This is a genomic window from Sediminicola sp. YIK13 (assembly GCF_001430825.1).
In the GTDB taxonomy this organism is placed as follows: Bacteria; Bacteroidota; Bacteroidia; order Flavobacteriales; family Flavobacteriaceae; genus Sediminicola.
In genome coordinates this window covers 734,431-754,440 of record NZ_CP010535.1, presented here as the reverse complement: position 1 = coordinate 754,440, position 20,010 = coordinate 734,431, and the positions used below count along the sequence as shown (strand labels likewise).

The window sequence follows — 20,010 nt, the reverse complement described above, 5'->3', positions numbered from 1 at the left end:
GCCGTAAATGTACTCAAAGTTGCTGCGCCAACCAATTATTGATGAGCCCCAGCATTTCTTTGCTACAAAGGTCCTTGTGCAGCTCATGGTAGCCCCCTTCCAGGAGTTTTAAGGTAGTGATGCTCGCATTTTCATGAAAGGCCACGGTTCCCTTGTAATCGATAATTTGATCCCCAGTTCCATGCAACAACAACGTATTTACCTTTAACACATTACTGTTTGCGATGGCCCATTCCCCAGCGTCCATCACAGGGAAAGAAAACATGGGACTCACCTTATCATGCACCATCGGATCGTTTTTATAGCGCTCAACCTCTTCTGGTATTCGTGAAATACCTTCGGGATCCAATCCTGAGGGTAGCGTAATAGACGGGTAGATACTGAGCATTGCCTTCCCCAGAACGATTTTCCATTTTGGAGGCTCAAAAGCCAAACGTAGATAGGGACTTGTTGCAATGACGCCCTTAACGCGGTGTTTCCTTCTTAAAACGTAATTCAAGACTAGATTGCCCCCCATACTGTGTCCGTAAAGGAAAAGGGGTTTCGTGGGGTAAAGTGATTCGGCCCGTTCGATGACCAACTCCAAGATATCCAACAAGGTCCGATAATTTGGGCAGTGACCCCGTTTTCCCCCAGATTGTCCGTGACCTATATTATCATAGGCCACCACCGCAAGGCCGGCATTCTCAAGCAGAGGGAATACTTCTGGCGAATACCGCCTGTAGTGCTCTCCAAAACCATGGCATAATACAACTACACCCAAGATCTCTTGGGGTTGGGTACACATCACGGCAATTTTATATTTTTGAAATGGAAGGAAGTATTCTTGGTGCATGGTAATTTTGGCTTGAAGCTAAAAATAAACAAATATTTGGTAAGGTAACCTGCCTATTTGTACTAGCCTTCCAGGACTACCCTCATCGCCTTTGCCTTTAAAAGACATTCCTCATACTCCTTTTCAGGAGAGGCCTTTGCCGTAATAGCACTGCCCACGGAGAAAGAAACATAGTTTTTAGAGGAATTGTAAAGGATACTTCTGATAATCACGTTAAAATCAAAATCCCCTTCCGGTGTAAAATAACCTACAGCCCCACTATAAAGGCCTCGTTTGGTTGCTTCTAATTCTTCTATGATTTTCATGGCCGAAACTTTAGGAGCACCAGTCATACTGCCCATGGGAAAGGTTTCTTTAATAATATCCACCGGATTTTTGTGTGTGTCCACAATTGCAGAGATCGTGGAAATCATTTGATGGACCTGTTCAAAAGAATATACCTTACAGAGCTCCTCAACTACTACGCTCCCTTTTTGGGCACTTTTGGAAAGGTCGTTGCGCACGAGGTCCACAATCATTACATTTTCGGCCCTTTCTTTTGGATCATTTTCCAAAAGGAGCTTCAATTGTTCATCTTCTTTTGGCTCCGAAGACCGTTTTGCAGTTCCCTTAATGGGCTGGGAAATAATTTTAGTTCCCTGTTTTTTAATGTAGCGTTCGGGAGATGCTGATAAGGCGAATACATCTTTAAATTTTAAAAACGTGGCGAATGGGGGCTTGGAAATAGCATTTAGTTTTTGAAAAGTCAATAAGGGATCAATACAGGTGTCCTCTAAATAAAATTCCTGACAAAAATTAGCCTCATAAATATCTCCCCTATGAATACGTGCCAAAAGCTGCCGTACTCTTTCGAAATAATCATCCTTAAAAATTCGCATTTTAATGTGAATAGAGGTATCGGCCGGCGATGCGGTATCTCTTAATAGGGATAGATTGGTGATGGCTTTGAAATCTTCTTCTATTTCATCAGCCACCATATTTAGATAACAAAAATTAACTTGCCCTCCCTGGAACCGTATGATGCGCTTGGGTTGAAAAAAATGCATATCCGCAAAGCCAAGGCCATCAAAATTTGATGAGGAGAGTTGTTCCACATCATTTTTTAGGTCATAGGACAAGTACCCGAAGAGCCAATCCTTGCTGCCATCCTGATATGTTTTAAGTTCCTCAAAAGCATTGTGATGATCGGTAACCATTGACGTAAGCGCATCTACGGCCAAAAGCCCGTCAAAGGAGCTGTATTGTCCTTTATGGTTATTACTATCCAACCATACGACCTCATAGAACTGTTGCGCCCATTTTAATAAGGCTTCCTTAAACTTTGTGAGATCAGCTACTGTAAAATTGACTTCTGTTCGCAAGAATTTGCTATAAGGTTTTTAAAAAATCCGCTAAGGCCTCTTGGTGTTCAACTTTCAACTCCCCATCTAAAATTCCTTTCTCGGGATCAAAATTGTCATTGAAGGAAGGCAAGGAAAAAGTGGTCGCTATTTCGCCTCCAAATCTTGGGAGTGTATCCTTCACGTAGGTCAGAGAGGAAATAGCGCCTCTTTTCCCTGGGGATGTGGACATTAGAAATATTTTCTTTTCTTCCAAAAAGCGTTTGTCTACCCGTGACAACCAATCCATTAAATTTTTAAAATATGCAGAGGGCCCGCTGTTGTGCTCATTGACAGAAATTATCAACCCATCTGCATTTTTAATATCTTTCTGTAAACCAACAACATCCTCTGGATAACCATGGTCATTCTCAGTATCGGCACTGTACATGGGTACCGGAAAAAGGGAAAGATCCATTACTTTAACCTCATTTTGTTGTATTAAACCTGAAGTATATTTCACCAATTTAAAGTTAATTGATGTGGAAGAATTACTCCCTGCAAATGCCAAGATCGTAGCCATGTATTTTTTTATTTACGAAAATACCCTAAAATAGGCAAACGTGCGAGTTTTTTAGCTAATTTTGCACTCGGAAACATCCAAACACCCTGTTTAACAAGTATATAGGGTAATTGATATTCGTGACTTAAATGAAAAACAATAAGTACCGCTTATACTTTGTAGACGCCATGCGCGCTTGGGCCATTCTTATGATGTTACAAGGACATTTTGTAGATGGACTTTTAGACAACGCTTACAGGGACAATTCTAATTTAGCATTTTCCATTTGGCAATATTTTAGGGGAATTACCGCACCTGTTTTCTTTACCGTATCCGGTTTTATTTTCACGTATTTATTGGTGAGGGGAGATCAACAGGGAATGGAGAACCCTAGGGTAAAAAAGGGAATTAAAAGGGGACTTCAATTGTTGTTCATAGGATATCTACTGCGAACCAATATTTTTGGATTGTTGAAGGGGGAGATTTATAGTTCTTTCTATCTTGTGGACGTATTGCATTGTATTGGATTATCCATTTTAGGAATTATCGGGATCTACATATTTTCAAGTACCAAAAAGAAATTTGTGCTTCCATTGATCCTATTTGCCACTACTATCATACTCTTTGTATTGGAGCCGCAGTATAAAATCATGGATCATATATACTTGCCGGAGATGTTGGCGAATTATTTCACCAAAGCAAACGGTTCTGTATTTACTATTTTCCCTTGGTTCGGATATGCCACCTTTGGGGCTTTCCTATCACTCATCTTTACAAGATTTAAAGATTACAAACATCTATACCCAGTAGCGATAACTACAGCATTTATCGCCGGATTAAGTCTTGTATTTTATTCGTCGCCTTTCGTTAATTATTTGGGTCAGACCACCGGGCTTCAATTATTTGCAGATCTATACAAAAACAACTATCTGTTTATCAGGCTAGGAAACGTGCTCGTTGTATTTGGAGTGTTCATGACCCTTAGAAGGTTTATGATGAACAGTACGGTACTGAAAATTGGTTCTAGTACCCTATCGATTTACATATCACACTTCGTTATTTTATATGGGAGTTTAACGGGATTAGGCTTTTATGCCTTCTTACATCATTCCCTATCCCCTTACATTGTGGTTCCAGGAGCACTTATTTTTATGGTTGCCTGTGTTTACACCGCCTTAAAATATGAAGACAACAAGGTTGTCATTAAAACTAAGGCTGGGGAATGGTTACAACAGCTCTCAACCAATGCAGAACCTTGGATAGCCTTCTCTTTTAGATTGATCAAGGATACTCTGTTTAGGGTAAGAGTGACCGTTATCAAGCTATTTAGATTGGCTAAAAATTAAGCATCTCCTATTTACACTGGTTTACTTTCCATTACTTTTACGCTCTAAATAATAATTATGAGTGAGAAGAAAGTTTATGCACCTATAGCCGTAGAATTGGAAAAGGATAAAAAGTATGCCTGGTGTACCTGTAGTCATAGCAGCAATCAACCCTTTTGTGATGGCTCACATAGGGCAAATAACGCAACCCCGTCTTTGGGCTTTGCTGTGGAGGAAGCAAAAACAGCATTTCTCTGTACTTGTAAACAAACCAAGAATCCGCCTTATTGCGACGGATCACATAAGAACTAAAAAAAAATCCCATCAAGTTGCTCGATGGGATTTTTTAATTTGGTCATGTTAGTTTTAAATATGTAGTGCCCGGTCATCAGTAGCAGCCAAGGCAGCTTCTTTGACAGCTTCCGCATAAGTTGGATGTGCATGACTCATTCTAGAAATATCTTCAGCAGAGGCTCTAAATTCCATCGCGGTGACCGCTTCAGCAATTAGATCCGCAACACGAGCACCAATCATATGGACACCCAATACTTCATCTGTTTTTTTATCTGCAAGGATCTTCACAAATCCGTCTATATCCATACTTGCTCTAGCGCGACCTAAAGCCCTCATTGGAAATTGGCCCACTTTAAAGTCGATCCCTGCCTCTTTTAACTCCTCTTCTGTTTTACCTACCGCAGCAACTTCTGGCCAAGTATAGACAACACCGGGAATCAAATTATAATCGATATGTGGTTTTTGTCCGGCCATTATCTCAGCCACCAAAGTTCCTTCTTCTTCAGCCTTATGGGCCAACATAGCTCCTCTGACCACATCTCCAATAGCATATATATTCGAAACATTGGTCTGTAAGTGATCGTTCACGGCTACTCTGCCCCTTTCATCTAATTTTACGCCGGCTGCATCCAAGTTCAATCCGGCAGTATATGGGCTACGGCCTACTGCTACCAAACAATAATCGGCCGTAAAAGTTACTTCTTCTCCTTTTTTGTCGTCTGCCTTTACAATCACTTCGTTACCTTTCCTTTCAACGGATTTCACTTTGTGCGACGTGTTGATCTTCATTTTCTGCTTTTTAAGAACCTTGGTCAGTTCTTTGGAAAGCGCTCCGTCCATTCCTGGGACAATGCGGTCCATAAACTCCACTACGGTCACTTCAGAACCCAATCTTTTATATACTTGTCCCAATTCAAGACCAATTACCCCTCCGCCTATAACAATCATGTGCTTAGGGATCTCCTTTAGTTTTAAAGCCTCTGTAGAAGTGATTACCCTTTCCTTATCTATTTTGATGAATGGTAAGGTGGATGGCTTAGATCCAGTTGCGATAATAATATTCTTTGCCTCTATGGTCTCAGATTTACCATCGTTTTTTTCGATATTGATATGGGTGGCATTCTTAAAGCTCCCCATTCCTTCAAATACATCAATCTTGTTTTTATCCATCAAAAACTGTATCCCTTTGGTGGTTTGGTCTACCACGGATTGTTTTCTAGAAATCATTTTCTCCAAGTTCACTTTTATCTCCCCAGGGATCTCGATCCCATGCTCCTCAAAGTGCTTTACCGCATCTTCATAGTGATGGGATGAATCCAACAGTGCCTTAGAAGGTATACAACCTACATTAAGACAAGTACCTCCTAAAGTGGAGTACTTTTCTATAATTGCTGTTTTCATTCCTAATTGTGCGCAACGTATCGCTGCAACATATCCTCCTGGGCCTGAACCAATAATGGCTACGTCGTATGAACTCATATATATCCTTGATTTTTTAAAACATCACAAAATTAGTATTAATTTCTGGTTTAGAAACCCTGAAGCTTCCAAAGTTCTGTTATTAAGGGACTCTAAATAGGAATTGCTGTGGTATGCTTAACTTCTGTAATAACAAAAGAGCTCTGGGTACTCCCTATATGATTTATAGCCGTTAGCTTGGCCACCATAAAGTCCCTGTAAGCCTCCATATCACTAACGTGAATTTTTAAAATATAGTCGTAATCCCCGCTGATGTGATAACACTCCACCACCTCCTGCAGCCTTAGTACCTCCCTCTCGAACTGGGTTACAAATTCTTTGGTGTGTTGAACCAGTTTCACATGGCAGAGTACCACGAATGATTTGTTCACCATTTTTTTATCCACCAGGGCCACGTACTTTGTAATGCAACCTGTTTTTTCCAATCGCTTTATACGCTCGTAAACAGCTGTAACTGAAAGGTTCAACTGGTTTGCATATTCTTTGGTGGTCTTTTTACTGTCTTGCTGTAAAAGACCCAATAATCTCACATCAATTTCGTCAAATTTCATCCTGATTCTTATTCATGGTTTGGTTCGCTGATCATTAATAATCAAAATTAAAATCTATCAATATCTTTTTATATAGATTTATTTTCCTATAGAACTAATAAATATTGACAACAAAACTAGTATTTCCTATTTTTAAACCATAAAAAACAAACTTATTATGGATTACAAGGCTTCAGACAGTATTCAGGATTTACAATATTTTGGTGAATTTGGTGGGGTTAACCCCTCAATTTCCGACTCATCAACCTACACATTTCTATCGGCCAAGACCATGTTCGATACCTTTGAAGGGAATACCGAAGGTTGCTATCTATATAGCAGGCACTCCACACCGTCCAACCTTTATTTAGGAGAGGCATTGGCCGCATTGGAAGGAACGGAGGCTGCCAATGTTACTGCAAGTGGAATGGGTGCCATTACTGCGGTGATTTTTCAACTTTGTGATACCGATGACCATATTGTTAGCAGTAGGACCATCTATGGTGGCACCTATGCCTTTATGAAGAATTTTCTAAAAAAGTTCAAAATTGGAACTTCTTTTGTAGACATTACCAATTTAGAAGCGGTTGAAGCGGCCATAACCCCAAAAACAAAAATGATCTATTGTGAGGCGGTAAGCAACCCTTTATTGGAGATTGCAGACATCAAAGCCCTTTCCAAACTAGCCAAAAAATATAACCTTCCTCTTGTTGTGGACAATACCTTTTCACCACTTTCAATTGCTCCGGGCAAATTGGGCGCGGACATAATAATACACAGTTTAACCAAGTTCATCAACGGAAGTAGCGATTGTGTTGCCGGGGTTGTATGTGGAACTTCAGATTTTTGCCTAAGCCTAAAAGATGTGAACAACGGCGCGGGAATGCTTTTGGGAAGCACCATGGATAGCTTAAGGGCCTCCTCCATTTTAAAAAATATGAGAACCCTTCATATCCGTATGAAAAAGCACAGTGAAAATGCCCTCTATCTGGCTGAAAACTTTGTCAAGGACGGATTAAGAGTGGTCTATCCAGGTTTGAAAGCACACCCAAGTTATCAGATAATGAAGGATCAGATGACCGAAGAATACGGCTTTGGCGGTATCATGACCTTGGATGTAGGTTCATTGGACAAGGCAAATGCCCTTATGGAATTAATGCAAGCAAAGAATCTAGGTTATTTGGCGGTTAGCCTTGGTTTTTATAAAACCCTTTTCAGTGCTCCTGGATCATCAACCTCTTCCGAGATCCCTATGGAAGAACAAGAAGAAATGGGATTGTCAAATGGACTGATTCGTTTTTCCATTGGTTTGGACAATGATATCCACAGAACATATAAAACCATGAAAAACTGTATGTTAGAATTGGGAATCCTACAAGAGAGAGAATTGAGCAAATAAGCAAAATTTAAAAGACTTGCAGAACAAGTACCAAAATCGTAATATTACGAGGTAACTAACATACCTTTCATGCAGAGTCAAGATATTAATTCATCAAAACCAGAGGACGAAAATATAGTTGAGAATAAAGAATTAAACATTTGGGAAGCCTTGATTCCAGTTTTTGCACTGGTAGGTATGTTGGCTTACAATGTTTTTGTTTTTGGGGACGATGCCCTAAGTGGCTCCAACCAATTTATTCTGCTCATGGGAGCAGCCGTAGCTGCAATTGTTGGTGTTTTCAATAAGGTCTCCTATGACCAAATGTTGGCGGAGGTTGCGGAAAATGTAAAATCGACCACAGGGGCTCTAATCATTCTTTTGATGGTTGGGGCCCTTTCTGGAACCTGGTTGATCAGTGGAATTATACCCTCCATGATCTATTATGGCTTACAGGTATTGAATCCAACCATATTTTTAGCGGCCTGTGTGATTATTTGTGCGGTTATTTCCATTGCCACAGGAAGCTCTTGGACCACATCGGCCACCGTGGGTATTGCATTGATTGGAATAGGTGACACGCTTGGCATTTCATTGGGGATGACTGCGGGAGCTATCCTTTCGGGCGCTTACTTTGGAGACAAAATGTCCCCTTTGAGCGATACGACAAATTTAGCACCTGCAATGGCTGGTGGAGAATTGTTCAGCCACATCAAATACATGTCCATTACCACCGTCCCTACCATTTCTGTTACCTTATTGATTTTTATCATTATGGGGTTTTCCATTGATACCACGGGATCCGCAGACACACAAGCCATATTAAATTCCATAGATAACACCTTCAACATAAATGGATGGTTATTTTTGGTGCCTATTGCGGTGATACTTCTAATATTAAAAAAAACCCCACCTCTTTTGGCCTTATTGATAGGCACCTTATTGGGTGGGGTGTTTGCCTTAATTTTTCAACCCGAAATAGTTATGGGAATAACCGGGGCAACTCAAATGACCTTTGAGACAGGCTATAAAGGGATCATGAATGCCATCACCATCCCTACGAACATTGCTAGCGAGAATGAAGCCCTTAACGAATTATTCTCGTCAAGCGGTATGGCTGGAATGTTGGGTACCATTTGGCTCATCGTTTGTGCCATGGTCTTTGGTGGTATTATGGATGGTATTGGAGCACTTGCCAGAATAAGCAGTGCCCTTTTAGGCCTGGCAAAATCTACCTTTAGCCTCTTCGCAAGTACCGTGGCCAGTTGCCTGGCGCTGAACGTGACCGCATCAGACCAGTATTTGGCCATTGTGGTTCCTGGTAAAATGTTTGCAAAGGCGTATAGGGACAAAGGCCTGGCCCCTGAGAACTTAAGTAGAACCTTGGAAGACTCCGGTACCGTAACCTCTGTGCTGATCCCTTGGAACACTTGTGGAGCTTATCATAGCGGTGTATTGGGCGTTAGTGTCGCTGAATATTTCTTTTATGCGATCTTTAATTGGCTAAGCCCTTTCATGACATTGCTTTTTGCTGCATTAAAGATAAAGATCAAACAATTGGCCACCTCTGAAGAACCCGCATAGTTTTATCTCAAAAAAGAACTTAAAACCTTGAATAAATCACGGTCATAGGATTATTATCTCAAATAACTGATTCTTCCTAAAATCCACAATAGTCAACTTCGCAATGGGAGTGGGTATATTTTGACAATCCCTTAAAATACACTACTCAATAATGACAAGTCGGTAAGATTTTTTGCTTTATCCTATTGGCATTTATATAAATTATTCTTCCATAGTATTTTCCAATTTCAATGTCGCTTAGGCGCAATATTAAACTGTAATTTTGCAGTAAGAATTTAACATTTAAACAAAGAATATATGGCATTTGTAGGGAAAAAATTTCCAAATTTATCGGTAAATGCGATGAATGAATTGGGTGATACGTTTAAGATCAATGTTTTGGAAGAGGCAAAAAACAATAACAAAAAGGTATTGTTGTTTTGGTACCCAAAAGATTTCACATTTGTTTGCCCAACAGAATTGCACGCTTTTCAGGCTGCTTTAGGAGAATTTGAAAAAAGAAACACTTTAGTTATAGGCGCTTCCTGTGATACTGCAGAGGTTCACTTTGCATGGTTGAGCACTTCAAAAGACAACGGAGGGATCGAAGGAGTTACCTATCCTATCTTGGCAGACAGCAATAGAAACTTGGCGTCTACCTTGGGTATCCTAGATATTACCAACGAACAGTATGATGATGAAACTGGGGTTGTAACCGTGGATGGTGACAACGTTACGTACAGAGCTACTTATCTAATTGATGAGGAAGGAACTGTATTTCACGAAGGCATCAACCATATGCCATTGGGAAGAAACGTAAATGAGTACTTGCGTTTGGTAGATGCATACACTCACGTTCAAGAAAAAGGTGAGGTTTGTCCAGCCAACTGGGAAGAAGGCAAAGACGCAATGTCCGCCAACAGAAACGGTGTTGCAAGCTATCTTTCTGCGCACGCGAACTAAGTAAGGTATTTTGAGATTACAAGCATGGAGCAAATGCTCCATGCTTTTTTATCAACTAAAAATTTGCAATAGTTATGATACTAGAATTAGAAAAAGACAATTTACAGGAGATCTTGGATAACAACGCGAACGTTGTGGTTCAATATTCTGCAACTTGGTGTGGCAATTGCCGTATAATGAAGCCCAAATTTAAAAAAGAGGCTTCTACAAATGAAAATATCACATTTGTTATTGCTGATGCCGAGAAATTTCCAGAATCAAGAAAGCTTGCCAACGTTGATAATTTACCAACTTTTGCAGCTTTTGCCGACGGGAAATTAAAAAACCAAGTTCAAACGAATAAGTATGACGTTTTAAAAGAACTGATCAGTGAAGTTACCTATAATTAAACATCTCACAACCTTCATCGAGGAGAACGATGAAGATTTTGTAATAGAGACCATTGAGACTTTAGAAGCGCTCACAGAAGTACCTTCTTTAAAAGACGAAGAACTGGATGTTATTGGAGAACTCATCTCCAATATGTACGGTGCATTGGATGTTGCCAAAGCCATAAAAGAAGGCACACCCAAAAAAGAGGCCTTGAACCAATTTATGCAGCGCGTACTTGGTGCAATAGACAAATAATGGCCAAAACAGAATGGTAAAAGTCCTTCATTAATTTGAAGGACTTTTTTTGTGGCCAAAAGCTCTGATTCATGCATATATTTTATAATTTCACCACAAAATTCAAAACTACTCCAAATGGCAACAGTTACTTTAAAAGGAAATGCTTTCAACACCCTTGGTGAACTTCCTACAATAGGATCATCAGCTCCAAATTTCAATTTAACAAAAACAGATTTATCACCTTCTAGCCTAAACAATTATATAGGAAAGAAAGTGGTTCTTAATATATTCCCGAGTATCGATACCGGAACCTGTGCCCAGTCGGTCAGACAATTCAATAAAGAGGCTTCCGAATTAATTAATACCGTCGTATTATGCGTATCCAAAGACCTGCCATTTGCCCAAGCCCGTTTTTGTGGCGCAGAGGGTATCGACAAAGTTGAAATGCTTTCTGATTTTAGGGAAGGTAGCTTTGGTAGATCCTATGGCTTGGAATTAACCGATGGACCACTACAAAGTTTACATTCTAGAGCAGTTGTCGTGATAGATGAAAAGGGACAAGTTGTATACAATGAATTAGTTCCGGAAATTGTGGATGAGCCAAATTATAAGGCTGCCCTAGAAGCCTTAATGAATGCCTAAAGAATCGTTTCTAAAAAACCGAATTAATGGGGTGCGTTACGCCCTTAGAGGTGCTTTATTGCTGATCCAAACAGAGGCCAGCATCAAGGTGCAGGTCTTTATTGCCATGGTCATGACCGCTGCGGGATTCTATTTTGAAATTTCAAACACGGAATGGATATTACAAATCTTTGCCATTGCTATAGTCCTAGGTGTAGAAGGCCTTAATACTGCTATTGAAAAATTAGCTGATTTTGTACAGCCAGAATTTGACCCTAAAATAGGATTAATAAAGGATATCTCTGCAGGTGCAGTAATGCTGGTGTCGGTTGCAGCAACCATTATAGGACTGATCATTTATTGTCCTAAAATTTTTTAAAACTAATGTAGATTCGGCTTCCGTACTAAATTTGTAATTTAGCCGATAAGAATATAAGATTTAATGGCAAAAAAGGTAAAAAAGTCAAAGCCTACCGCTACTAAAAAAGGACGGTCAATGAAGTTGTCCAAAAAGAATAAAATAATATTGGGAAGCCTTTTGATGCTTTTCAGTATAGCCTTGTTTTTCTCTTTTGTCTCCTTTTATTTTACATGGCAGGCAGACCAAAGCCTCTTGAGCGAATTCTCTGACCGTAACGAGGAAGCGAAGAACCTCCTAAATAAATTTGGGGCCGCCATCAGCCATTTTTTTGTTTATAAAGGTTTTGGCCTGGCCTCAGTGATATTCACTTTTCTATTTTTTATTACCGGATTGCACCTGTTTCTCAGCCTTGACAAAAAAGGGTTGGTACGGAAATGGATCTGGGGTCTTGTCTTCATTATCTGGATTTCAATTACCCTTGGATTCTTTGCAGAAGAAAGACCCTTGTTAGGGGGGATCGTTGGCTATGAAATGAACGATTTCCTTCAAGACTATACGGGAAAGATTGGTGTATTTCTTTTGTTATTGTTCGGACTGACGATTATTCTGGTTCGATTGTTCAATTTTACGCCAGAAGCCATCATCGCTTATTTCAAACAAAAAAGCAATTCTCTCGCGACTGACCTTAAAAGAAATCCTTCTACCGTAACAGATGAAAGCGACATAGGGGACATACTACCTGAGGATGAAGTAGCCCCTCAGATCATTGACACCTACACCCATAAAAAGGATATCCCACCACTGGAATTGGATGATACAGACGATGGCTTCAAAATAGAAGTTGGCAAAAGTGAGGAGGAAGATGATATTGCCATGGAAGTGGAAAAGATCAAAGAAGAAGTGGAAGATACCGATCTTTTATCCAATAAATTGGTGGAGGACTTTGGAGAGTTTGATCCAACCCTGGAATTGGGCAACTACAAATTTCCAACCATAGAATTATTGGACCAACACGGAGTTGGTGGTGGCATAACCATTAACCAGGAAGAGCTGGAGGAAAACAAGAATAAAATTGTGGAGACTCTGCGGAATTATAAGATTGGGATCGCGCAGATCAAAGCAACCATTGGTCCAACGGTGACCTTATATGAAATAGTACCGGAAGCTGGGGTACGTATTTCCAAAATCAAGAACCTAGAAGATGATATTGCCCTCTCCCTAGCAGCATTGGGAATCAGAATCATTGCCCCTATCCCTGGAAAAGGCACCATCGGTATTGAAGTTCCAAATAAAAATGCCACTATCGTATCCATGCGGTCCGTAATAGCATCGCCAAAGTTCCAAAAAGCAGAAATGGAGTTGCCCATTGCCTTTGGTAAAACAATTAGCAACGAAACCTTTGTGGTGGATCTTGCGAAGATGCCCCATTTATTGATGGCGGGTGCTACAGGACAGGGAAAATCGGTAGGGTTGAATGCGGTATTGACTTCCCTACTCTATAAAAAACACCCCGCAGAGGTGAAATTTGTATTGGTAGATCCAAAAAAGGTAGAATTGACCCTTTTCAATAAAATTGAAAGACATTATCTGGCAAAACTACCCGATGTTGATGAAGCAATCATTACGGATAACACAAAGGTCATCAACACCTTGAATTCCCTTTGTATTGAAATGGACGACCGTTACGAGCTACTGAAGCTAGCCATGGTCCGAAATATTAAAGAGTACAACACCAAATTTAAGGCTAGAAAATTAAACCCAAATGATGGCCATAAGTTTCTACCCTATATCGTATTGGTCATAGACGAATTTGCGGATCTTATCATGACCGCCGGTAAGGAAGTAGAGACCCCCATTGCCAGATTGGCACAATTGGCAAGGGCTATTGGAATACATTTAATCATTGCCACGCAGAGACCATCGGTGAATGTAATTACAGGAATCATCAAAGCCAACTTCCCTGCCCGTATTGCCTTTAGAGTAACCTCTAAAATTGATTCAAGGACCATCTTGGATGCCCAGGGTGCCGATCAACTTATTGGTAGAGGGGATATGTTGTATACCCAAGGGAATGATGTTACCCGAATACAGTGTGCCTTTGTAGACACTCCAGAAGTAGCCAAAATAACGGAATATATTGGATCGCAGCGCGCATATCCTGAGGCGCATATCCTACCTGAGTACGTAGGTGGAGATGATTCTGGCACGAGTCTTGATAATGACATATCCGAAAGGGACGCCATGTTCAGAGACGCCGCAGAAGTGATCGTTGTGGCACAGCAAGGTTCTGCATCATTGATACAGCGAAAGCTTAAGCTGGGCTACAACCGTGCAGGCCGTATCATAGATCAGTTGGAGGCAGCAGGAATTGTGGGCTCCTTTGAAGGGAGTAAGGCCAGACAGGTTTTAGTGCCTGATATGTATGCATTGGATCAATTATTAGAAAATGAAAAAAAATAACAACGTGATGAAAAAATTATTTGTATTGGCATTTGTATTGACCTCCACCTTTTCTATGGCACAGAGTGCTTCGAAGGCTAAGTCACTATTGGACGAAGTATACAACAAGGTGCAGAGTTATAAGAATATCCATGTGGAATTTAAGTATGCCCTTCAAAATACAGAAGCCAACATCAATCAGGAAACTAGAGGAGATGTCACCCTTCAGGGCGATAAATACCTGTTCAATTATTTGGGATCACAACAATTGTTCGATGGTAAAAAAGTGTATACCATTGTCCCTGAAAATGAGGAGGTAACCATCGAAAACAAATCTGAGGATGCGAATACCGTTACCCCTTCAAAAATGCTTACTTTTTACAAGTCGGGTCATAATTACGAGTGGGACGTCCTTCAAAACATACAAGGAAGAAAAATTCAGTTTGTAAAATTGACTCCAATTGACACCCATTCGGAAATCAAATCTATTTTGTTGGGAATTGATATTGAGACTAAGCATATTTATAGACTTATTGAAACAGGTAAGAACGGCACAAAGACTACCATTACTGTTAATTCTTTTAAAACTGACCAGCCTTTATCAAAAACCTTATTTACTTTTGATGAAAGTAAGTACAAGAACGAAGGGTACTACATTATAAGAAATTAATAAGTTGAGGATACTAGACCGCTACATCCTATCGAGGTTTGTCTTTAATTTTGTCAGTTCGTTTGTCATTTTGATGTTTATCTTCATATTTCAAACCATTTGGCTCTTTATTGATGATTTGGCCGGTAAAGGACTGGATATTGCCATTATTGGTAAGTTCCTTTTTTACCTCATGCCCAATCTTACGGAAAAAGTACTCCCCCTGACCGTGCTACTTTCCTCCATTCTCACCTTTGGTAGCTTTGCTGAAAATTACGAATTTGCTGCCATGAAGGCCTCGGGAATATCCCTGCAAAGGGCCATGTTGCCCCTCATTGTTTTGGTAGTATTCTTAGGTGGGGTGACCTTTTATTTCGCGAATAATATTATTCCCGCATCCGAACAAAAAATTTATAACCTAAGAAAGAACATTGCCAAGGTAAAACCGGCGGTTGCCATCGCAGAGGGAGTCTTTAGTGATTTTGAAGGTACCGGAATGAATATTAAGGTCGATCAAAAATCTGGTGAGAATGACCGTTTCTTGGAAAATGTCATCATCCATAAGAAATCCAGGACCAATATCAACAATACCGTCATCAAGGCCAAAACTGGGGAACTGGTAAGCAGTGAAGATTCAGATATTTTACAACTGGTACTCAGGGACGGACATTACTATGAAGATATAAAAACAAGGTCCAGTAGCGATAACAGGAAACTCCCTTTTGCCAAATCAAATTTTGAGACCTACACCATGAACATAGACCTTTCCGAACTCAATAATGTGGACATGGAGGAAGAAAGGGATGTGAGCACGGATAAAATGAAAAACATATCCCGACTTACCAAGGATATAGATTCCTTGAGGGAAGACAATATTAAAACCGTCGAGTCCTTTTCTAAGAGCATTGCCAATAGAATGGGAGCATTTATCCCTATTGCCAATCCGATGGATACCACCGCTTATAAAAAGCCCATTGACAGTCTTTTTGTGCCTCTTATGACAGATCAATCCAAGGCACCTGAAATTCAAGAAGTGATCGACCTTTACGAGGAATGGCAACAGGCCCAACTTATAAGTTCCGCCAAAAATTCCACCAATAACATCTTGACCTCTGTGGAGGGCAAAAAACAGGAAATAGAAGTAAAGTATAAAATTTACAACCTACATATCCTTTCGTTACATAAAAAATACGCCCTGGCTCTATCATGTATCATTTTATTCTTTGTGGGGGCACCGTTGGGCGCCATTATTAGAAAAGGTGGACTTGGACTGCCCATGGTTATCGCCATCATCTTGTTCCTAACCTACTATTTTATTGGGGTATTTGCAGGAAATTACGCTAAAGAGGGTAATATTCATCCCATCCTTGGCGCCTGGCTATCTACCTTGATTATGCTGCCGTTGGGCGTATCCTTGACAAGAAGGGCAACGGCGGATAAAGGATTGATGAGTTTTGGAAATATTGCGGATTTTTTCAAACTGTTTTTCAAGAAAATTTTTACTCCCGCCAAAAGTTAGAAATACCCATTATGGAACATAAGACACAGCTAAATACAATTGAAGAAGCTATTGAAGACATTAAAAACGGTAAGGTTATTATCGTGGTCGATGATGAAAATAGGGAAAATGAAGGTGATTTTTTAGCTGCAGCCGAACTGGTCACGCCAGAATTGGTGAATTTCATGGCCACCCATGGGAAAGGTTTGATCTGTGCCCCCCTCACTGAAGGGCGCTGCAAGGAACTTGGACTCCATAGGATGGTGAACAACAATACCGATCCATTGGAAACAGCGTTTACCGTATCCGTGGATTTAAGGGGGAACGGGGTTACCACCGGAATATCCGCCTCGGACCGCGCCAAGACCGTGATCGCCTTGACCCAAAATGAGACAAAACCCCATGACTTGGTTAGACCTGGACATATTTTTCCTTTGGTAGCCAAAGAAGGCGGTGTTTTGAGAAGAACAGGGCATACGGAAGCAGCCATTGATTTTGCGCGTTTGGCCGGATTACAGCCTGCTGGAATCATTGTTGAAATCATGAATGAGGATGGAACCATGGCCCGATTGCCTCAATTATTGAAAGTAGCCAAAAAGTTCGACTTAAAGATTGTATCCATAGAGGCCTTGGTAGCCTATAGAATGGAGCATGACAGTCTAATTGAAAAGAAGGAGGACTTCAATATCACCACCCGATTTGGGGATTTTAGGTTGAGAGCATATAAACAGACTACCAACAACCAAATCCATATAGCACTCACCAAAGGTACCTGGTCCAAGGACGATAAAGTCCTTACCAGGATCAATTCTACCTTGGTGAACAATGATATATTGGGAACTTTGACCAATAATCCTGATAAGAAATTAGAGGATATGTTCAATGCTATCAATGCAGAAGGCAAAGGTGCCTTTGTCTTTATCAATCAGGAGTCGCAATCCCTCAACCTTTTAGGCCGACTTTCCGAGCTGAAAGAACTTCAGAAGAAAGGGATATTAAAAGCGCCTAAAATAGATATGGACGCCAAAGATTTTGGTGTTGGTGCCCAAATATTACATGACCTGAATATTGCCAAGATCAAACTAATGACCAATTCTGCACAGACAAAGCGAGTGGGAATCGTGGGTTATGGTCTTACCATTGAGGAATATGTTGGATACTAAATCTTACTTTTAATAATATTCAATTACAGATTTTCACGAATGGTTTTGGCCATCGTCTCAGCGCGTTGGCGCACTTCCTCTTTGGTCCAGCCCAACTTGATCAGACAAGAAATGGTTCTACCCATCCAATGATCAGATTTAGAGAAATCTGCCTTATCGTAATCAGGAAGTTGGTCGTAAACTTTGGACGGAAGAAAACCAAGTGTTTTTAAGTGCTTTAAATGAGCCCATTTGCGGTGGTAGTGCCAGTTGTTGTCATACCAATAAAAGCAGGCGTCCACCCCGGCCTTAGACAAAGAGGCATGTACCTTTCTGGCCTGGTTTTCCGTAGGAAGAAAGAAATTGATAAAAGAATAATTTTCTACCCCATTTTCAGGTACTGTCCTAAAGGTAATTTCAGGAATAGAGCTTAGCTCCTCCTTAATGATATTATAATTTATCTCCTGTATGCCCAAAAAAGAATCTAGTTTCTTCAACTGTGCTACCCCAACAGCGGCGTGGAGTTCAGAAATACGATAGTTATAGCCCAAAAAAGGATGGTCCTCTGCTCCCCTATCGCTTCCCACGTGGTCATGGCCATGATCGGAATAATGGTCCGCTTTTTTATAATATTTTTCGTCGTTGGTGATAAGGGCACCCCCTTCACCACAGGTGATGGTCTTTACATAATCAAAAGAAAAGCAACCCAAATCCCCATAACTGCCCAAAGGCTTCCCTTCATAAGTGCCTCCAATGGCCTGACAGGCATCTTCCAATAATAACAGGTCGTGTTTGTCACAAAGATCCTTTAAGGCCCTTAAATTGGCCATAGAGCCGCACATATGCACCGGCATGATAACCTTGGTCCTGCTTGTAATTGCTTTTTCCACCGCTTTCGGCTCCAAGGTTAGGGTGTCATCAATATCCACCAAGATAGGAACCGCTCCCAATGCCAAAACGGCCTCAAAACTAGCCACAAAGGTAAAGGTGGGCAAGATCACTTCATCCCCTGCTCCAACCCCGGCACTGGCCATTGCCACCGTTAGAGCCGCCGTACCACTGCTCACCAACTGGGCATGGTTCACCTTCATTCTTGTTGCAAGGGCTTGTTCCAATTCCTTTGCTTTCCAATGGCCATTTCTTTTTCCATCAAAACCGTAACGCATTAAAACCCCGGAATTGAGTACATCATTAACTTCATCTCTTTCCTTATCTCCAAAAAGTTCGAATCCTGGCATAAAAAATAAATCGTAAAAAATTAGTTTAAATAAATTAGGGCACTTGAAAAGACTAAATAATTTTAGGCTTTAGATATATAAATAATGCTGTCCTTTAAAGGGCGTCTTACTTTTTTCATATCCGCAAACATATCGTCTTTGGCCCTGTATCCCACAGGAAGCACAAGCACAGATGAAAGTCCATATTGCTCCAATTCCAATAACTCGTCATAAGCCTCAGGTGAAAAGCCCTCCATGGGACAGGAATCGATTTCTTCAAAAGCGCAGACCGTCAATAAATTGCCCAGGGCCAAATACGCCTGATTGGTTGCCCAATCCTTTACTTCTTTAATATCTTTTTTCGAAAAAGAATTAACCAAAGCGTCTTCAAAAGGGGTAATGATACTTTCACTGGTATTCCTGATATTTTTGACACGGTCAAAATACTTCACAATAAATTCCTTATCTACTACACGTTCTATGCAAATGATAAGCACATGGGATGCTTGGGATACCTGTTGTTGTCCGTACGAACTGGCGACCAACTTTTCCTGTAGTTCCTTGTTCTGAACAACTACCATTCGAATAGGTTGTAACCCGTATGAGGTAGCCGTTAAATTGAACGCTTTTTTTAACCGTTCTAATTTATCGTCTGAAAGTATTTTTTCTGAATCAAACTTTTTTACGGCATAACGCCATTCCAAATTTTTAATACTGTCCTTCATTTTTAATTCTAATTAATGTGCTATACAAAAACTGTAAGTGTTGAAAACTCGTTCTCTATTCCTAACAACACAGGCCTAAATTTTACATGTTTTTACTTGGCAATCGCAATTCACAATACTACCCCTATTTTCTCAAAAACATTTTGAACACTAGGATAAGATCTGATGTGTGACAAATATACGAAGGGATAAAGCTAAGTTTGGCTCTAAGGTCCTTAAATCTTATATAACAAAGGGGTAAATATTTACCCCTGAAAAAATTCAAAAAAATATTTAGGGAATACAAAAAAGGTTTCTATATTTGCACCCGCTAAGATATTCTGGAGAAATGGCAGAGTGGTCGAATGCGGCAGTCTTGAAAACTGTTGAGGGTCACACCTCCGGGGGTTCGAATCCCTCTTTCTCCGCAAAAGGAAACCCGTAACGAAAGTTGTGGGTTTTTTGTTTTCTGTAGCCTATATATTATTATACTATTCCTGAGGCATAGTATCTTATTAGAAT

General features: G+C 40.4%; 20 protein-coding genes and 1 tRNA gene. 14 read left to right on the top strand and 7 right to left on the bottom strand.

All coding sequences use genetic code 11. The annotated features are described in order from the left end of the window. Positions 1-13: 13 nt before the first annotated feature. The 3 genes from SB49_RS03365 to SB49_RS03355 all read right to left on the bottom strand — a co-directional run bounded on the left by SB49_RS03365 (position 14) and on the right by SB49_RS03355 (position 2,737). Positions 14-835, bottom strand: coding sequence for an alpha/beta hydrolase (locus tag SB49_RS03365; protein WP_062053839.1), 822 nt, complete (start codon positions 833-835; stop codon positions 14-16). A 62-nt stretch (positions 836-897) separates the two neighbouring features. Beyond that, positions 898-2,196, bottom strand: a complete 1,299-nt coding sequence (locus SB49_RS03360) for an anthranilate synthase component I family protein (RefSeq protein WP_062053837.1) — start codon at positions 2,194-2,196, stop codon at positions 898-900. A gap of 7 nt (positions 2,197-2,203) precedes the next feature. Then, positions 2,204-2,737, bottom strand: a complete 534-nt coding sequence (locus tag SB49_RS03355; RefSeq protein ID WP_062053835.1) for an NADPH-dependent FMN reductase — start codon at positions 2,735-2,737, stop codon at positions 2,204-2,206. 128 nt (positions 2,738-2,865) lie between these two features. Between SB49_RS03355 and SB49_RS03350 the strand changes: the two genes are divergently transcribed. Next, positions 2,866-4,062, top strand: a complete 1,197-nt coding sequence (locus SB49_RS03350) for a heparan-alpha-glucosaminide N-acetyltransferase domain-containing protein (RefSeq protein WP_062053832.1) — start codon at positions 2,866-2,868, stop codon at positions 4,060-4,062. A gap of 57 nt (positions 4,063-4,119) precedes the next feature. Beyond that, positions 4,120-4,353: a CDGSH iron-sulfur domain-containing protein gene (locus SB49_RS03345; protein ID WP_082591068.1), complete on the top strand. Its 234-nt coding sequence runs from the start codon at positions 4,120-4,122 to the stop codon at positions 4,351-4,353. Positions 4,354-4,407: 54 nt separating this feature from the next. On the opposite strand, the gene lpdA is transcribed toward SB49_RS03345, so the two are convergent. Beyond that, entirely contained in the window at positions 4,408-5,814 is a 1,407-nt protein-coding gene (gene lpdA / locus SB49_RS03340) for a dihydrolipoyl dehydrogenase (protein WP_062053828.1), read from the bottom strand. Between the two features lie 92 nt (positions 5,815-5,906). Then, positions 5,907-6,365: an Lrp/AsnC family transcriptional regulator gene (locus tag SB49_RS03335; protein WP_062053826.1), complete on the bottom strand. Its 459-nt coding sequence runs from the start codon at positions 6,363-6,365 to the stop codon at positions 5,907-5,909. Between the two features lie 157 nt (positions 6,366-6,522). On the opposite strand from SB49_RS03335, the gene SB49_RS03330 reads away from it, so the two are divergent. The 11 genes from SB49_RS03330 (at position 6,523) to ribB (ending at position 17,588) form a co-directional block, all read left to right on the top strand. Next, on the top strand, positions 6,523-7,743 hold the full coding sequence (locus SB49_RS03330; protein WP_062053824.1) for an aminotransferase class I/II-fold pyridoxal phosphate-dependent enzyme: 1,221 nt from the start codon (positions 6,523-6,525) through the stop codon (positions 7,741-7,743). 69 nt (positions 7,744-7,812) lie between these two features. Next, the gene (gene nhaC, locus SB49_RS03325) at positions 7,813-9,306 is read left to right on the top strand and encodes a Na+/H+ antiporter NhaC (protein WP_062053822.1); all 1,494 of its coding nucleotides are present in this window, start codon (positions 7,813-7,815) and stop codon (positions 9,304-9,306) included. A gap of 297 nt (positions 9,307-9,603) precedes the next feature. Beyond that, positions 9,604-10,248, top strand: a complete 645-nt coding sequence (locus SB49_RS03320) for a peroxiredoxin (protein ID WP_062053820.1) — start codon at positions 9,604-9,606, stop codon at positions 10,246-10,248. A gap of 74 nt (positions 10,249-10,322) precedes the next feature. Then, positions 10,323-10,637 (top strand): thioredoxin family protein, encoded by a 315-nt coding sequence (locus SB49_RS03315; protein WP_062053818.1) that lies wholly within the window; start codon positions 10,323-10,325, stop codon positions 10,635-10,637. Continuing rightward, complete coding sequence (locus SB49_RS03310; protein WP_062053816.1) at positions 10,618-10,875, top strand: DUF6952 family protein; 258 nt, start codon at positions 10,618-10,620, stop codon at positions 10,873-10,875. Before SB49_RS03315 ends, SB49_RS03310 begins: the two co-directional genes overlap by 20 nt. 117 nt (positions 10,876-10,992) lie before the next feature. Next, positions 10,993-11,499 carry a thiol peroxidase gene (gene tpx, locus SB49_RS03305; protein ID WP_062053814.1) on the top strand — a complete coding sequence of 169 codons (507 nt, stop codon included), beginning with the start codon at positions 10,993-10,995 and terminating at the stop codon, positions 11,497-11,499. Next, positions 11,492-11,857, top strand: coding sequence for a diacylglycerol kinase (locus SB49_RS03300; RefSeq protein ID WP_062053812.1), 366 nt, complete (start codon positions 11,492-11,494; stop codon positions 11,855-11,857). Before tpx ends, SB49_RS03300 begins: the two co-directional genes overlap by 8 nt. Positions 11,858-11,920: 63 nt before the next feature. Next, on the top strand, positions 11,921-14,299 hold the full coding sequence (locus SB49_RS03295; RefSeq protein ID WP_062053810.1) for an FtsK/SpoIIIE family DNA translocase: 2,379 nt from the start codon (positions 11,921-11,923) through the stop codon (positions 14,297-14,299). Between the two features lie 7 nt (positions 14,300-14,306). Beyond that, entirely contained in the window at positions 14,307-14,948 is a 642-nt protein-coding gene (locus SB49_RS03290; RefSeq protein ID WP_062058815.1) for a LolA family protein, read from the top strand. 4 nt (positions 14,949-14,952) lie between these two features. Continuing rightward, the gene (locus tag SB49_RS03285) at positions 14,953-16,446 is read left to right on the top strand and encodes an LptF/LptG family permease (RefSeq protein ID WP_082591067.1); all 1,494 of its coding nucleotides are present in this window, start codon (positions 14,953-14,955) and stop codon (positions 16,444-16,446) included. A gap of 11 nt (positions 16,447-16,457) precedes the next feature. Continuing rightward, positions 16,458-17,588, top strand: a complete 1,131-nt coding sequence (ribB, locus tag SB49_RS03280) for a 3,4-dihydroxy-2-butanone-4-phosphate synthase (protein ID WP_062053806.1) — start codon at positions 16,458-16,460, stop codon at positions 17,586-17,588. Between the two features lie 23 nt (positions 17,589-17,611). Here the strand turns inward: ribB and SB49_RS03275 are convergent, their stop codons facing one another. Beyond that, positions 17,612-18,805 (bottom strand): DegT/DnrJ/EryC1/StrS family aminotransferase, encoded by a 1,194-nt coding sequence (locus SB49_RS03275; protein ID WP_062053804.1) that lies wholly within the window; start codon positions 18,803-18,805, stop codon positions 17,612-17,614. A gap of 62 nt (positions 18,806-18,867) precedes the next feature. Next, positions 18,868-19,509 (bottom strand): NAD(P)H-dependent oxidoreductase, encoded by a 642-nt coding sequence (locus SB49_RS03270; protein WP_062053802.1) that lies wholly within the window; start codon positions 19,507-19,509, stop codon positions 18,868-18,870. Positions 19,510-19,831: 322 nt separating this feature from the next. On the opposite strand from SB49_RS03270, the gene SB49_RS03265 reads away from it, so the two are divergent. Then, positions 19,832-19,916: transfer RNA gene (locus tag SB49_RS03265), tRNA-Ser, on the top strand. Positions 19,917-20,010: the final 94 nt, after the last annotated feature.

What these genes read in the sequence shown, in the direction of transcription:
- SB49_RS03365 (WP_062053839.1), bottom strand. Translation starts at nt 835, where the DNA reads ATGCACCAAGAATACTTCCTTCCATTTCAAAAATATAAAATTGCCGTG.
- SB49_RS03355 (WP_062053835.1), bottom strand. Translation starts at nt 2,737, where the DNA reads ATGGCTACGATCTTGGCATTTGCAGGGAGTAATTCTTCCACATCAATT.
- SB49_RS03350 (WP_062053832.1), top strand. Translation starts at nt 2,866, where the DNA reads ATGAAAAACAATAAGTACCGCTTATACTTTGTAGACGCCATGCGCGCT.
- SB49_RS03345 (WP_082591068.1), top strand. Translation starts at nt 4,120, where the DNA reads ATGAGTGAGAAGAAAGTTTATGCACCTATAGCCGTAGAATTGGAAAAG.
- lpdA (WP_062053828.1), bottom strand. Translation starts at nt 5,814, where the DNA reads ATGAGTTCATACGACGTAGCCATTATTGGTTCAGGCCCAGGAGGATAT.
- SB49_RS03335 (WP_062053826.1), bottom strand. Translation starts at nt 6,365, where the DNA reads ATGAAATTTGACGAAATTGATGTGAGATTATTGGGTCTTTTACAGCAA.
- SB49_RS03330 (WP_062053824.1), top strand. Translation starts at nt 6,523, where the DNA reads ATGGATTACAAGGCTTCAGACAGTATTCAGGATTTACAATATTTTGGT.
- nhaC (WP_062053822.1), top strand. Translation starts at nt 7,813, where the DNA reads ATGCAGAGTCAAGATATTAATTCATCAAAACCAGAGGACGAAAATATA.
- SB49_RS03320 (WP_062053820.1), top strand. Translation starts at nt 9,604, where the DNA reads ATGGCATTTGTAGGGAAAAAATTTCCAAATTTATCGGTAAATGCGATG.
- SB49_RS03315 (WP_062053818.1), top strand. Translation starts at nt 10,323, where the DNA reads ATGATACTAGAATTAGAAAAAGACAATTTACAGGAGATCTTGGATAAC.
- tpx (WP_062053814.1), top strand. Translation starts at nt 10,993, where the DNA reads ATGGCAACAGTTACTTTAAAAGGAAATGCTTTCAACACCCTTGGTGAA.
- SB49_RS03300 (WP_062053812.1), top strand. Translation starts at nt 11,492, where the DNA reads ATGCCTAAAGAATCGTTTCTAAAAAACCGAATTAATGGGGTGCGTTAC.
- SB49_RS03295 (WP_062053810.1), top strand. Translation starts at nt 11,921, where the DNA reads ATGGCAAAAAAGGTAAAAAAGTCAAAGCCTACCGCTACTAAAAAAGGA.
- SB49_RS03290 (WP_062058815.1), top strand. Translation starts at nt 14,307, where the DNA reads ATGAAAAAATTATTTGTATTGGCATTTGTATTGACCTCCACCTTTTCT.
- ribB (WP_062053806.1), top strand. Translation starts at nt 16,458, where the DNA reads ATGGAACATAAGACACAGCTAAATACAATTGAAGAAGCTATTGAAGAC.
- SB49_RS03275 (WP_062053804.1), bottom strand. Translation starts at nt 18,805, where the DNA reads ATGCCAGGATTCGAACTTTTTGGAGATAAGGAAAGAGATGAAGTTAAT.
- SB49_RS03270 (WP_062053802.1), bottom strand. Translation starts at nt 19,509, where the DNA reads ATGAAGGACAGTATTAAAAATTTGGAATGGCGTTATGCCGTAAAAAAG.